We start from the raw sequence: 13217 nt of genomic DNA, 5'->3' as shown, positions 1-13217 counted from the left end.
TCATTTCGGCGTCGAGCCTCCGACGCCAGAACCAAGTTCGGCCGCGACATCGGCCTCATGCCCGGCACAAAGCGGGTGGCCCCACCCGGAGGCGCTTTTGCCACCGGGATCGAGATCATAGATAATGGCATCCTTGCGATTGGGATTGACGCCCGCCGGAACTTTGTCGAGGCCGAGCGCCGCGCGAACGCGCCAGGCGACATTGTGGTCGGCGCAGGAGGAATCGCCACTGACGCCAAGTGCACCGACGACCGTTTTGCCGTCGTATAGAGCCAGGCCTCCGCCAAACACGACAATGCCGCCGATCGGCTTGCCTAGCAGCGGATCTTGGGCGCTACCGAAAGTCTTGGCATCCCCGGCATAGGCTGCCGCCTGGTTGACGGGATTGGTGGCCTGCAGACCGAACAGCGGCCCACCCGGCTGCACCCCTGCATAGAGGTTGGCGGTCGAGAGCGCCATGTTCGCCAAGCTGAGCCCATTGGCTGTATTCGCCTTCTCGGCGGCGATGAGCCGGCTGCCCGGCCATTGCGCATCGACGGCAGGTCCACTGAAGGCGACGGCGCAGACCGTCCCGTCGCGGGCGACAACGGCCGCCCATTCATTGGTCTCGAAGCCGCCATTCGCCGGGCCCCCGCTTGCCTTGACATTGGTCTTCAAGGCTGCGAGCAGCTTCTCGTGGTCGGCTGGGCACGGCGCTTGGGCTCGCGCAGGGTTTTGTGCCAGCCCGACAATCGTCAGGATCAAGAGGCACAGAGATGGTAAGGGAAACTGGCGACGGTCCATGGCTCCTCGAAACACCTTCTGCATGGGAGCTGATCCGCTCTTGGGCACCGAACGAACAAGGAGCTGCTTTGTTCCTGATGCGTGGAGCGACAGTGTTGCAGGCATTAGGCGCGCGAAGCAGCCGGGGCTGGCCTGCCCTTGAGTGGTCTGCCAATGCAGGTGCCCTCAGCGCTCTTGGTGAGAGCATATCTTTCCTCTTCTGCAGCCCGCCAGTGAACGGAAGAGCCGGCTTGACCGCCGGACTCTGATGATCGCAGCCAGGGAACAAGCAGAACTGCCCTGCGTTGGACAGCCAATGGAGCAGCTTCGATCAGATTTGGCCGCGATGGCTCAGCCTGGTTACTGGTTGGCCGTCGTGCTTTTGTTGATCCCTTACGCAGTGGGCGTTTTCTTGCTGGTCAGGACGTGCCATTGCCTTTGACTTGACCCGCCGGCCTTGAATTGTGAGCGCCAGGGCAACAGGTACAGCCCCGCTATTGACGGAATTCGGCGCAGTTTCGTGTTGGTGTTCGCGTGACGAGCTGTGTGGGGCCTTCGTGACGCGCTATCGGCACCTGATCCGAAGAGCCACCTCCAGTCTCTTGAGGAGTCTCTGTCACATCGTGCGGATTTGTCGAGGTAAGCTGCGTCCTGCTGGCGCTATGCCGCCTGTGCAGGCTCATTGAGGTCGAAATCGACAATCTGGCCTCGGCTGACCGCAGCTCTTGCAATGAGCGTGGCCAGTTCATAATCAGAAGCGAGGCAACCCCGGAAAACTGTGCGTATCGCGACGACGGCCGCCGATACCGAAAGCGGCCAAGGTTTGCCTCTCCTGCACTCAATATAGTGCTGGATAAGATAGTCCAGATCGCGGTGCTTTTGGCTCATCTCAGCCTCCTTTCCTCGCGAATGTACGGGAACAGAACTAGCCCGCACTTAGATTTGTTAATGGCTATAAATTTTTGCCCAGCCAAGGTGCTCGGCCACGGGCAAGCTCGATCCTCTGGTCGGAACCTCACATCTCTGCTGGCTTCCGGGTTGTGCCTTCAGCGCGACGTAATCGCCCCACTATTCAAGGAACGGCTGCCCTGCTCCAACAGACGTCGTCACCAGACGCGCCAGCCCCGACGGCAACTTTCGGACTGCACCGTGGGAACACAGCGTCGCTCTGCTGGTTTGGTCGCGAACGATGCCAGTGATCCGAAAGAGAATGTCAATGCCTTCTGCCACGGCTGCAACTGCTTGGAGCGCCTCTTCCAGCATCGGCTCCTATCTATGACCGATGGGCTCGCATCACTGGCAAAAGCGATCGGCCGCGGTAGTGCGATCCTGTTTGTCGGAGCGGGTGTGTCGATCAGCGTTGGGCTTCCATCCTGGGAAAAGCTGATCGAGCAGATGGCAAAAGAACTTGGGATCGATGAGGAATTTTCGATGCGGCGCGACCGTTTTCAAACTCTGGCCGAGTACTATCGGATTAGGCATGGCAGCATCGGACCACTGCGCAGCTGGATGGACAGGAACTGGTCGGTCGCCAGGGACCGCATTGAGACATCGGAGTTGCATCGCCTCATTGTGATGCTCAATTTCCCCATTATCTATACCACGAACTACGACCGGAACCTGGAACTGGCTTTCGAAATATACGGTCAGCGATACGTCAAAGTGGCCAATGCACGCGATGTAGCGCAAGCCCGGCAGGGGGTCACCCACATCGTGAAATTCCATGGCGACTTCGACGATGATTCGTCGCTTGTCCTGACCGAAACGGACTACCTCGATCGGCTTTCCTTTAATTCCCCACTCGATGTGCGGTTTCGTGCGGATGCCCTTGGTAGCACCATCCTCTTCATAGGCTATAGCCTTTCCGACCCGAATATCCGGTTGCTGTTGCACCGCCTTTGGCAAACCTGGCATCGATCCGGCTATGAAAAAGATCGCCCTCCCTCGTTCATCTTCATGGCCAGCCGAAACCCCGTGGAGGAGGCGGTGCTTGGACACTGGGGCATTTCGGCGGTCGTCGGCGAGGTCAATGATCCGCAGGCTGCCCTGGTGAACTTTCTCAGGCAGCTGGTGGAGGCGGTCGGGGAGGAGGCGAAATTTGGACGGGCGGACCCCGGTGGAACGATGTCCGCCCGGCAGACGAATGGAGCCACCGGCTCGGGGGGAAGTTAGGCGGGCCTCTTGAACGAGCCGCGAGAGGCAGAGAATTCCGTCTGAAATTTCAACATCAATTTCGGTCCGCAGCATCCACTAGGAGACACTCGGATATAGGTGCGGGCGTGATGTGCGCGGTGAATTGGTTCAGCCGCTTGCCAAGCTCAATATCGAAGGCTCTATGCTGTCTCGAGTGATGTCGACCGCCGCAAGGGTGACAGGCAGCTTAAACCGTCGTGGGCCAGCGCTGCCCGGATTCAAATAAAGCACGCCATCCACTGTCTCCATCCTCGGCACATGCGAGTGACCGGACACGATCAAGTCGATGCCTTGGGCAACCGGGTCGATCTGCAGCGTCTTGAGATCATGAAGCACGTAGATTGCTCGCCCGGCGAGGCGTACGAGCTCGGTTTCCGCGTATGGCAGCGCCCAGCCACCGGTGTCTACGTTTCCTCTGATCGCGGTAACCGGGGCGATACAGCGAAGCGCCGTGATGATCTCAGGGCGACCGATGTCTCCTCCATGAATGATGTGGTCGACTCCGGCCAGGCAACGCGCCGCCTCCGGCCTCAGCAAGCCGTGCGTGTCCGAGATGACGCCAATTCTGAATGTCATGGCCCTGCCACTAGTTCGACGGCGAAAGCATCAAACCGGCATTTCGTATCTGGCACTGGTTTTGCAGGATCAGGAGAGCTCCGAGGTCAAAGCCAGGCAACATTCAAACCATAATTGTCAAAAAGGTACGGCTCTCGTACACCCAGAAACTTGCGATTTTCGAACTAGGGCTTTGGTGGTGCGAAACGGCTATCCCACCGTCTTGCCGCCCTCCACCCGACCGGACCTGCGCGCCCCCAAATGTTAGCTGGCCAATTGCGGAACCTTTGGCAGCGCGCGACCTTTTCCATAGTCGAGACCAGAGGAGGAACGAGTGGCAAATCTTGGAAGACTTGCGATCGCTATGCTGGGAGTCCTGGCTTATCAAAACCGCGACAAGATCGCAGAGATGATCCGTGGGGCGGGAGAGCGCGATCCAAACAATCTGCAAGGTGGGATTTTGGACCAGGTGTCCAAGGGGGGTTCCGGTACAGCGCTCGGCGATCTTCTCGACCGTTTTAGAAATGCAGGCAGGCGCGAAAGTGGACTCTTGGGTTGGCACCCGGCCGAACGAGCCGATCGAGCCTCACGAGGTGGAAAGGGCCATTGACGTGCAGACGCTGGAAGCTCTTTCGAGGCAGACTGGCCTTTCGCGCGAGGAGCTGATTGCGAGGATCACCAGGGATCTGCCGGATGCCATTAACCAGATGACCCCAAACGGCAACCTGCCAGCTGATCACCAAACGAATGCCTCGGGCGAGCCGACGCTGCTCGATGACGTGCCTTTCCGGCCGACGCAAAGCTAATCAGAGATGGTGGAGGCGGACTTGAAAGGGCAGTGCGCTATCGAGGAGATCGGATCGAGCGAGCAAGGCCAGCCGCCAAGCTATGGACAAGCGAGCAGCCTATTGTGGATCGTCAGACTGCGAATGCAATTGCTGAGCTCGACTTGTTGGCCGTTCTGCTTGATTCACGATGGCGCCTCCCGGCAACGCCAATTCGGTTTGGATTGGATGCCTTAGTGGGCCTAGTGCCAGTACTAGGGGATGCAGCAACCGGTCGGAACCGACCTCATCGTTGATTGTTGATCCCTCAAACACAGTGAGGTTATACGATGTTCAGCAATAATGAGACGCGCATTCTTGAGATTGGACTGTTCGCGGCTGTACCGATCTGTGTTGCTATCGCTGCGCTGGTCGCCCTCTTCACCTTGGCGCAACCGTGAAGGAGTACGCGACAGGAACCCCCTCATGAATCACATCCTCTTTCTGACGGCCGACTTCCTTTCGCGCCCACCTGGCTTTTATGTCATGGTTGTAGCGAGGTGCTGTGTACCGCGCTGGTGCCATTCGGCCTGACGAATGCAGTTACCTATGCCCGTCGGTAGCGGCCATCGTGATCACCGGAGTTGTGCTCATTCAAGGCTATCGGGACACCGCCGCCCTTCATGCCAAGCTCGATGAGATCGTCGTTTCGTTGAAAGAGACCAGAAACGATGTTGTCGGGTTAGAGCACGCCGAACCCGAGGAGATCCGGGCAAAGCGAGTGATGCTCGAAGAGGAAGCGACTCAATCGAACGTGCTGCCCCTATCCCGGGACGCGTCCAAGAAGGATCGAACTCGTTCATAGCAGCGTCGCGGTACATGGGCTAATGGCCTTCTCCGCTTTCGCGGGGCAGTCGCAATCGTCAGCGCCGTCAAAGTGACACGCTGCGCCGTCTCCAGCATTGAACGGCTAGCGCGGGAGGTTCGGTTAGAGTTTCAGCTTGGCCCTTAACGCATCGATGCGCTTGGATGCCTCGGCCTTACTAAGCCCTTGTTCGAAGCTCGCGGCGTCATCGGCCTGCTCACTCAGGGTCTTCAAGTATGAGGCTTGCGATGGCGTCATTGGATCGTCTCCACTAACCCATTCATCAGGGTCCTTGTCGATATTGGCTGAAACATCAGCATTGTCGTTTAGGTTCTGCATTTGAGGTCTCCTGTCTGAGCAGGAGAGAATGTCTCTGATCTCCTTTTGTTCCGTAAGGGAATTGTCACGAGCCGCGGTTCATCGACCCCCGTCGACAAGATTGCCAGCCCTGAGGGGCGCGCTGGATGGGCGGCGATCAATCCATGCATTCATAGACGGCCTCGGCAATTCCTACCCGCGCTTCCGCAAGCCTCATTGGCAGAGGGGTGCTCGGCCTGATTGGGGCCACGGAGACTTGCGATTTCACGCAACCAAGTCAGTTTGCCGGCATTAATATCAGGAACGCGCCGGAGGAGGTCTATGCTACACTATAGCGTGCCCCGGGAATTTGAGATCGGTGACGAGGTCACCTTGACGGGTACGGTTAGCACGATGCTGCCTAGCGGACGCGCCAAAGTAAACATTCCATCGTATGACCGACCCTATTCGGTTGACCCTCCACCTAAAACCCGCGCTGGAGATAAGGTCGTTCTTGTTGGAGACATCATCCGCATCGATCGCAAAGCCGACAAGTTGACGGTGCGGACTGACTGCGGCGGCGTGATCACCGTCGGACGCTCGGCGATTACCAGGCTGAGAAAGCACCGGTCTTCACCCCCCTGACGCTCACCGCCGGAGCGCGCCCACAATGGTCTGCGGCGCAACTCGACAGGTGGTTAACAGTGAGCGGCGCTTCTGCCGAACCGGTGAACGCGTGGTCGGCATGCCGTGAAGGCGGGATATCGGAATGGGGAGGAAGTTGACAGCATTTGCGGTCATGGTCGATGCTGTCGCCAACCTCGTCTATGCGAGACGCTCACTAAGATCGCCATTTCTGAATCGGTACAGCCCGTCGCCCCAATCAGCGACGGGCCTACCCGCACTTTGGTCAGTTATAGACCTTGATGATCTTGCGGGTGCCCGGGTCCACGAGAACTGTCCGGTTGTGGACCACGACATAGCGGTACTTGACGTTGGGAACTTCGCGAAGCTCGACGGTGTCGGGAAGCGCGGCGCCGACGCTGAGTTCGACCCCGGGGACTTCCACGGACGCGAGGGGCTGCTTGTGCACGTACTCCTGAATGACCGTGTCCTGTTCAGGCGCGATAACGACGTCCTGGGCTGCAGCGATGCCGACACCGGCAAGGAGCAGAAACGAAGCAGCGGCGGCGGTGAAATGCATTCTCATGTGACAGCCTTCCTGTGAGCTCGGGCATAATCGCCCTGGACCGAACGTGTCCGAATCCGAAACGTTCCGAGCCCGTACCTAGGTCCGATTTGCATCCCGGACTTTGGGCTTGGAATGATGCTGAAAAGGTCTGCGTTCAGCAAAATCGAGGAACCGTCACATGACCGGCGCCGTTGACCGCCGCAAATTTGAAGAAAGCGTCATGGAAAAAAGTATTGGCCAGGCACGCTGGTTGCTGGCACCGGTCTTCGCGATGGCGATTACTCTCCTGGCAATCGGCGTAGCTCTTGGATGACGAGGGCGGCCAACGGGATCCGCGCAGCTATGTCCCTTCCTGCGCCGGATAGGGCTCGCCCGCTGCTCGCAAGTGTGGCGTACGAGCCCTCTAACCAGCACTCATCGAGGCGACCAACACGATTTCTGGAGGGTGGCTTACTTCGACCCGGAAACCGCTCCGTGCGGTTGAGCGCGGCATCGGATGAGCACGGGCCTGACTCTTTGTACGCGAACTTCGCTTGGTACATCATAGGTTAGCGACACATCGTGCGCTGTGCCGCATAAAACGCGAGGGCAGCGGGCAATGCTCCGCTGCTTGGGAGACCATCGCACTCTCGCTCGTTTGGAGACGCTTGATGCTTGACCGACCCATTCGCACGGACACCTTCTACCCCAATGATCTGGATACGCTCCGTGCGGTCTTCGACGCGATGTGCCAGGAGTTTGACGTTCTCCCGGACACCGCGGCAGCACATTTTATCGCGAGAGAGCTGATCAGGCTTTTCCAGACCGGGATGACGGAACCGGCCATGCTGATGATTGCCGTGCGCGCGCGTTGGCAGGGCGATTGGAAAACGGAAGACAGCAACGCTGCCTGACGTTGACGGTCAGGTGCGCACAATCGCTCTGAAGCCCGGATTTCTCAATAGCCGGGCCGCCAGTCAAGTTCGATCCAGGCTGGCGCGTGATCGCTTGGCTTGTCGTGTCGTGCTGGAACATCGAACAATCCAGATAGTTCACCACTAATGGAACAATCCAGGCATGACAGCCACGCCAGTCACCCGAACGCCGAGGCCGAAGATGTGCTGATCGTCGGAGGCGGGCCCGGGGGACTGACCGCGGCCCAGTATCTTGCCCGCTTCCGCCATCGCGTGCTGGTGGTCGATGCCGGCGATCCCCGTGCCGCCCTGATCCCGAGGAGCCATAATTGTCCGGGCTTTCCAGAAGGGATAAGTGGCCCCGATCTTCTGGATCGGCTCCGACGTCACGCGAGCTTGTACGGAGCAACCGTGATGCAGGGGCAAGTCTTTTCGCTGGCCTCTGGCGACGGAGGCTTTGACGCTGAGACCTCGATCGGCACAATCCGGGCGCGTAAGGTCTTCCTGTCGACCGGAATTATCGACACGACACCCGTCTTGCCTCGCATGGCGGAGGCAATTGCCGCAGGTGTCGTTCGGCTTTGCCCGGTGTGCGACGCATACGAGGTTATCGACCGGAAGATAGCGGTCGTCGGGCAGGGCGACAGAGCCTTGCACGAGGCCATTTTCCTTAGCCGATTCACGCCACACGTAACGATGCTGGGGACCCACGCATCGGACTTTTCAACCAGCACGCGCCGCGCGGCCGGCGAAAGAGGGATACTCATCCGTCACACTCTCGACAAGCTCAGCCAGGCTGCTGACGGGTGTGCGGCGATTTTGCAAGACGGAACGACATGCCGCTTCGATGCAGTCTATGCGGCATTGGGCTGCAAGGTGCGCTCCCAACTCGCCCTGGGCCTCGGCGCGAGATGTTGCGCGGAGGGCTACATCACGGTCGATGAGCACCAGCAGTCGTCCGTCGACGGCATGTACGCGATCGGTGACGTTGTAAAAGCGTTGAACCAGATAGCCGTCGCGTTTGGACAGGCTGCCATTGCCGCGTCTCATGCCCACAGAGAGCTTACCGCCTGAGCCGTTTTCAGCCGGCTACAAAGCATTGTCTTTGTCTGGCGGAACAAGCTGTCGTCCCGAAGGTTCGACACGGCGGGCAACCGAGCAAGACACTTCCTGGCAGGCATTGGCATGGCGTTCGACAGAGATGGACCGAAGCTCTCGACCGTGCTGCTTGTCGCCGCGTTGGCGGCACTTGCCGGATACAACCACGTCCGCGCCAAGCGTGCGCTTGCCGGCCGGGCGCAGGGGCGTGTGCTGGAGATTGACGGTATACGCTTGCATTTTCTCGAAGCCGGCACTGGCATGCCGCTCATTCTGTTGCATGGAAACGGATCCATGGCGCAGGATTTCAAGTCGAGTGGCATCTTCGATCAGGCGGCAAAGACCTATCGGGTGCTCGCATTTGATCGACCGGGCTTCGGGCGAAGCACACGGGCGCGGGGCCGGCGGTGGTCTGCCCGCGACCAAGCCGATCTCATACATGCCGCCGCCGGCAGGCTGGGCATCGACAAATATCTGGTGCTTGGGCATTCGTGGGGCGCTTGGATAGCCCTCGAACTGGCGCGCAGGCATTCTCCTTCGATTGCCGGTATCGTGCTGGTTTCCGGCTATTATTATCCGCCCCCGCGGCTTGATCTTGCACTGGCCGCACTTCCGGCTTTGCCGGTCGCCGGCACAGCGTTTCGCCACACCTTGCTGCCGCCGCTTGTGAGGCTTGCCTGGCCGTGGGCGATGCAGAAGATCTTTCACCCGGCGGTTGTCGCTGCCGACTTCGCCGCTCGCGCAAAAGAGGTCGCCAGCCGCCCCTCCCAACTGCGCGCCGTGTGCTCGGAGTCGGCATCGATGCTGGCCGCGGCCCTGCTGACGAAGGCCAGCTACAGGGATATTGCCGTGCCGACCGGCATCGTGGCCGCCTCTGGAGACCGGTTGTTCGACGCGGAGCAGGAAGCACGACGCCTGCATGCGGAGGTCAGCGGGTCCCTCCTCAACGTCGTTGCGGGCGCCGGCCATATGGTTCACCAGAGCGCCCCTCAGGCGGTGGTGGCCATGGTCCACGCGATTGCAGGACTGCACTCCTCGTTTCAAGGGGCCGTCGGCCGCGACCTAGGCCAGCCGACAAGTTCGGTCTCGCCCGAGGTACCAGCCGGCGATGAGGGCCAGCAGATGATATCCCCGCCAAACCGGGCTTTAAAGAAATGAACGATCAACATCCCGCCGACATACAGTCGGTCCTTCACCAGAACATCCAGGCCCTGATCGACCACAGGCGACAGCAGGAGGAGGACCAAAGCCTTCAGGCGCGAATTGCTGGCGCCGTTTCGCGCTTCGCGGGAAGTATGGCCTTTGTCTATTTGCATCTCGCAATTCTCGTCGCCTGGATTCTTGCCAACCTTGACGCGATACCCGCCATCCCAGCATGGGACCCAACTTTTGTGATCCTGGCCATGGTCGCCTCGGTCGAGGCAATCTTCCTGTCCACTTTCGTGCTGATCAACCAAAACAGAATGGCCGAACACAGCGAGCGCCGAGCGGAACTGGACCTCCAGATCAGCCTTCTCAACGAGCACGAAACCACGCGGCTCATCGAAATGGTGGCCGCCTTGACAGGCCGTCTGAATGTCTCGACGCCGGCCGATGAGGAGCTGCCGCAACTGGCCGAGAATGTCGATCCCCGGCAGGTGATGACGCAAATTCAGCAAGCTTCCGCAGATCAGGAGAAATCTTGAGCAAACAAGATGCACACGTCGAACGGGCCGCCGCCGAGACTGAAGGAGCTTACCCCGAGGAACATTTACCGCTGCTCAATGTTTGGTTGCAGGCCTACAATCCTCCCTCATTGTCTTGGCCTCAAGGCTGTCAAAGCAGCTTCGGCCCGTCTCGGTTTTGTCCGAGGCGGGCCTTCATCACTACGCTTGGATGTCGCGGTGGCGTAACGCTTCGGAGTCACCCACCGCCGATGGGTATCAGACGGAACCAAGTTGACGCCGAGGTAGCGGTGGGCGACCTGGGGATATTCCGGTGAACGATGGCGCCGTTCTGATCGTCGAAGATGAGCCGATGATACTGCTCGACCTCGAGTCAGGGTTGGAGGAGGCTTGGTTCTAGTTCGTCGGCGGTCGAAATGCTGCCCCGGCGCTGGCGGCCTTCGACCCGATCCCAAGGCCGCGTTCACCGACATCGCCTGGGGCCGGGACAATCGGAGGTCGCTCGGCTTGCGGAGGTCCAACCCGACCATTCCAGTTGTATATGTAAGTGGCGACAGTCTTCTTTCTACCCGGATCACAACCGCCGTTTCTCAACTTTAAAATGCACAGCAAACCCCGTCGTTTTTCGTTTTTCCTCCTTCCATGAAACCTCCAGAACATTCTTTCCCGTTCAGCGTTAGGCCGCGCCGGAGAATGCTTGTTTACGATTTCTTGTTTCTTCGGCGTCGGAGCTGGCACACCAGCTTGAGGCCACGTCGGCCCTTCCGGAGGCGGGCCACGCGGGAGTTGAGATGCGATGCATAGGGACGCCTATACCCCATCAGAACTTGCCGTACTGAGCCGCGTCCTGGCCCGCAGCAATATCAAAAACGAAACCGAAACCGAGAGAGAACGGCGCGCATCGCGCATTCTTGCTTATTATCAAGCCGGGATTACGGACGAGAACGAACGTGAACAGTTTTCTCGGCAGCCGCTGGGAAGGTGACGACTAATCTTCCGTCTTCAGAGCTTCCGCCTCGTCTCTGAGCTTCGGCCAATCGGCCCCATGCCTGCGAAGAAGCCTTCGCGCCTGCTTGGGATCGATCTCCGTGAGCTCAACCAGGTGTTCAACCTCAAGTTCCTGGCCTTTTGCCGCTCGGCCCGCTTCTTTTGCTGCTCGTTGCATTGCACTATCCGCTGCTGAGATAAACTAGCGATTACTGCAAGTTGCAGTTCCGGGGGCTCCGAGAAAAATACTCCCCCGCGACCGGGTGCCTGTCGGAATTTCCCTCGTGCGAGCAAGCATGCACTCATTCATCGACCCTGCGGTCAAGTTCTCGAGCAATGACCGATGTTCGCGGGGCATATCCGCATCTGTCGGCAGATCCAGCAACTGCCGAAGCTGGCGACGGCTGGCGTCCGAGGAAATCCATTGACGTATGAGACGGGCTATGGCCCTCTGTTGGGCCTTGCCGATTTCTTCCATGTTGGGAACCCAAGGCTTATCCTTGGTCGAACTCGGCGGCTCCCTGATGGTTCCCTGGCTGAATATCAAACTGCGGTTGAGCAATCGGCGACCTGGGTAAAGGACGGCTGTCTGACAGCCCTCAACTTTCTCTAGGGCGTGACGATTAATTACCTGAGCGAGATAGCGATAGCGGCAAGTTTGACAAAGCCCATGAAGTTGGCGAGCAACTTGTCGTATCGTGTTGCGACGCGGCGGACACCTGCTAATGATAAGCCGCCAGGACAGGTAGAGGGCTGTATCTGCTCCGGAAGGCCCGGACCTGACGCGTTGAGCTTGCGACGGTGCTCAGCCATTAGACGGATCCTCCACCGACGGAACCTCTTTCTTGTTGGTCTGATCTGGCGAGATGAAGGTCCAGGAAGCGATTGTCATGTCTTGCTCCAAGCTGATATAGGGCCCCGTGAGCTGACAAGTCCTGCGTGCGAAGCATAGACCCAATTAATCGCTCACCGACTTTGATGCACTTACATAGATTAAAGCGCCCGCCCACTTGCGCCGATCTACTCCGTGATCAAGCCCGAACCATCTTCCCGGCTTCCCGTCCGATGGGCATGGTTAGCTTGTGGGCAGGGCCTGATCCGGCAGGCGGCAAACTAAAGCAACTTTGTTCGTGGCGCCGTTGCCACGTTCCTGTTGCAGAGATTTTCGGGAGCAACCGGATGCCGTCGCAAGGGCGCAGCCGCCGGCGTGAAAACCGTACGAATTCATCTCATCATTTTGATATCAAGTGATAGACTTAGTCGCAGGACTTTTTCCCCATTCTCATCACGCACCTCGACAAACAATTGCTGCCCGTCGATGCTTTTCAGTTCGTCTCTCGAGAGGTCGACGAGGCCCTCGAATCCGACACGGCGCACCTCTTCGATACCAGCGCACTCCACACCTATCTCATCCTGCAAGACCAGATCGCGATCACCGCTGTCAAAGAAAAATCGTGCCATCGAAGAGTTCCCGTCACCACTAATCTGCGGGGTTCTTTTGGTGCAGGTAGGTTGTGTCGAAATCTCCTGCCCGCTTGAGGCCGGCCCAGTCGCGAGCATGCACTCTCGATCCTGTGGTGGCGATGAGGCCTTCACGTCGTAGTTCCTGAAGCATTCGGTTGACATGGACCGTTGACAAACCCAATGCATCGCCAAGTGCGGCCTGAGTTATGGGAATATCCGCAACGTGATCCTCAATGCGCCCCACCGATCGCATGCGACATATCAGTTCGCATAAAATGTGAGCCATGCGGGTATAAGCCTCCCGTCTCCGCACATTGGTGACCCACTCCCTGTATATTGCGGCGTCGATTAGCGTCGACCGCCAGAAGGCCGTGGCGATGCGGGGGTGTTGGTCGCAAATGCTGCGCAGAGCGTCGTGTCGCATGAAGCCCACTCGGGCCGGCGCTACCGAACTTTTATTCACGCCAAAAGTTCCGGCTGGCG

The 13217-nt window shown here is 58.9% G+C and carries 18 protein-coding genes and 2 pseudogenes; 10 read left to right on the top strand and 10 right to left on the bottom strand.

What is annotated here, in order from left to right; translation table 11 throughout:
* Both FJ434_RS11190 and FJ434_RS11185 read right to left on the bottom strand, forming a co-directional pair.
* Window positions 1-783, bottom strand: coding sequence for a heme-binding protein (locus tag FJ434_RS11190; protein ID WP_181165883.1), 783 nt, complete (start codon window positions 781-783; stop codon window positions 1-3).
* 639 nt (window positions 784-1422) lie between these two features.
* A complete protein-coding gene (locus FJ434_RS11185) occupies window positions 1423-1650 on the bottom strand; it encodes a hypothetical protein (RefSeq protein WP_140506173.1) in 228 nt (75 codons plus the stop codon).
* A gap of 387 nt (window positions 1651-2037) precedes the next feature.
* Between FJ434_RS11185 and FJ434_RS11180 the strand changes: the two genes are divergently transcribed.
* Window positions 2038-2934 carry an SIR2 family protein gene (locus FJ434_RS11180; RefSeq protein WP_140747199.1) on the top strand — a complete coding sequence of 299 codons (897 nt, stop codon included), beginning with the start codon at window positions 2038-2040 and terminating at the stop codon, window positions 2932-2934.
* Window positions 2935-3063: 129 nt separating this feature from the next.
* Here the strand turns inward: FJ434_RS11180 and FJ434_RS11175 are convergent, their stop codons facing one another.
* Window positions 3064-3531, bottom strand: coding sequence for a metallophosphoesterase family protein (locus FJ434_RS11175; protein WP_140746887.1), 468 nt, complete (start codon window positions 3529-3531; stop codon window positions 3064-3066).
* 503 nt (window positions 3532-4034) lie between these two features.
* Between FJ434_RS11175 and FJ434_RS30145 the strand changes: the two genes are divergently transcribed.
* The 3 genes and pseudogenes from FJ434_RS30145 to FJ434_RS11160 all read left to right on the top strand — a co-directional run bounded on the left by FJ434_RS30145 (window position 4035) and on the right by FJ434_RS11160 (window position 5139).
* Entirely contained in the window at window positions 4035-4316 is a 282-nt protein-coding gene (locus FJ434_RS30145) for a YidB family protein (RefSeq protein WP_246675999.1), read from the top strand.
* 32 nt (window positions 4317-4348) lie between these two features.
* Complete coding sequence (locus FJ434_RS11165; RefSeq protein WP_210241532.1) at window positions 4349-4591, top strand: DUF4112 domain-containing protein; 243 nt, start codon at window positions 4349-4351, stop codon at window positions 4589-4591.
* A gap of 169 nt (window positions 4592-4760) precedes the next feature.
* Window positions 4761-5139, top strand: a pseudogene (locus tag FJ434_RS11160) (low affinity iron permease family protein).
* Window positions 5140-5262: 123 nt separating this feature from the next.
* Here the strand turns inward: FJ434_RS11160 and FJ434_RS11155 are convergent.
* Window positions 5263-5478 carry a DUF3072 domain-containing protein gene (locus FJ434_RS11155; RefSeq protein ID WP_140506169.1) on the bottom strand — a complete coding sequence of 72 codons (216 nt, stop codon included), beginning with the start codon at window positions 5476-5478 and terminating at the stop codon, window positions 5263-5265.
* Between the two features lie 868 nt (window positions 5479-6346).
* Complete coding sequence (locus FJ434_RS11145; protein WP_140506165.1) at window positions 6347-6646, bottom strand: DUF1236 domain-containing protein; 300 nt, start codon at window positions 6644-6646, stop codon at window positions 6347-6349.
* Window positions 6647-6806: 160 nt separating this feature from the next.
* On the opposite strand from FJ434_RS11145, the gene FJ434_RS30465 reads away from it, so the two are divergent.
* The 3 genes from FJ434_RS30465 to FJ434_RS11135 all read left to right on the top strand — a co-directional run bounded on the left by FJ434_RS30465 (window position 6807) and on the right by FJ434_RS11135 (window position 8595).
* Window positions 6807-6941, top strand: coding sequence for a hypothetical protein (locus FJ434_RS30465; protein ID WP_281406442.1), 135 nt, complete (start codon window positions 6807-6809; stop codon window positions 6939-6941).
* 337 nt (window positions 6942-7278) lie between these two features.
* The gene (locus tag FJ434_RS11140; RefSeq protein ID WP_140716991.1) at window positions 7279-7521 is read left to right on the top strand and encodes a hypothetical protein; all 243 of its coding nucleotides are present in this window, start codon (window positions 7279-7281) and stop codon (window positions 7519-7521) included.
* Window positions 7522-7668: 147 nt separating this feature from the next.
* Window positions 7669-8595 carry an NAD(P)/FAD-dependent oxidoreductase gene (locus FJ434_RS11135; RefSeq protein WP_140716993.1) on the top strand — a complete coding sequence of 309 codons (927 nt, stop codon included), beginning with the start codon at window positions 7669-7671 and terminating at the stop codon, window positions 8593-8595.
* A gap of 15 nt (window positions 8596-8610) precedes the next feature.
* Here the strand turns inward: FJ434_RS11135 and FJ434_RS30140 are convergent, their stop codons facing one another.
* Complete coding sequence (locus tag FJ434_RS30140; RefSeq protein WP_246676000.1) at window positions 8611-8901, bottom strand: hypothetical protein; 291 nt, start codon at window positions 8899-8901, stop codon at window positions 8611-8613.
* Window positions 8902-8913: 12 nt separating this feature from the next.
* Here FJ434_RS30140 and FJ434_RS11130 point away from each other — a divergent pair, with 12 nt between their 5' ends.
* From FJ434_RS11130 to FJ434_RS11120, 3 genes are all read left to right on the top strand, one after another.
* Window positions 8914-9777, top strand: coding sequence for an alpha/beta hydrolase (locus tag FJ434_RS11130; RefSeq protein WP_246676001.1), 864 nt, complete (start codon window positions 8914-8916; stop codon window positions 9775-9777).
* On the top strand, window positions 9774-10304 hold the full coding sequence (locus tag FJ434_RS11125) for a DUF1003 domain-containing protein (protein ID WP_140746881.1): 531 nt from the start codon (window positions 9774-9776) through the stop codon (window positions 10302-10304). Before FJ434_RS11130 ends, FJ434_RS11125 begins: the two co-directional genes overlap by 4 nt.
* Window positions 10305-11079: 775 nt before the next feature.
* Entirely contained in the window at window positions 11080-11268 is a 189-nt protein-coding gene (locus FJ434_RS11120; protein WP_140746879.1) for a hypothetical protein, read from the top strand.
* A gap of 3 nt (window positions 11269-11271) precedes the next feature.
* On the opposite strand, the gene FJ434_RS11115 is transcribed toward FJ434_RS11120, so the two are convergent.
* The 4 genes and pseudogenes from FJ434_RS11115 to FJ434_RS30135 form a co-directional block, all read right to left on the bottom strand.
* Window positions 11272-11448, bottom strand: coding sequence for a hypothetical protein (locus tag FJ434_RS11115; RefSeq protein WP_140746876.1), 177 nt, complete (start codon window positions 11446-11448; stop codon window positions 11272-11274).
* A gap of 449 nt (window positions 11449-11897) precedes the next feature.
* Window positions 11898-11984 (bottom strand): annotated as a pseudogene (locus FJ434_RS11110) (IS5/IS1182 family transposase); the annotation flags it as partial.
* A gap of 510 nt (window positions 11985-12494) precedes the next feature.
* Window positions 12495-12731 (bottom strand): hypothetical protein, encoded by a 237-nt coding sequence (locus FJ434_RS11105; protein WP_140717001.1) that lies wholly within the window; start codon window positions 12729-12731, stop codon window positions 12495-12497.
* A gap of 19 nt (window positions 12732-12750) precedes the next feature.
* A complete protein-coding gene (locus FJ434_RS30135; RefSeq protein WP_281406441.1) occupies window positions 12751-13020 on the bottom strand; it encodes a helix-turn-helix domain-containing protein in 270 nt (89 codons plus the stop codon).
* Window positions 13021-13217: the final 197 nt, after the last annotated feature.

Source organism: Mesorhizobium sp. B2-5-13, assembly GCF_006440535.1.
Lineage (GTDB): Bacteria > Pseudomonadota > Alphaproteobacteria > Rhizobiales > Rhizobiaceae > Mesorhizobium > Mesorhizobium salmacidum.
Note: the sequence above shows the minus strand (reverse complement) of the source record. Positions and strands in the feature narration are given on the sequence as shown.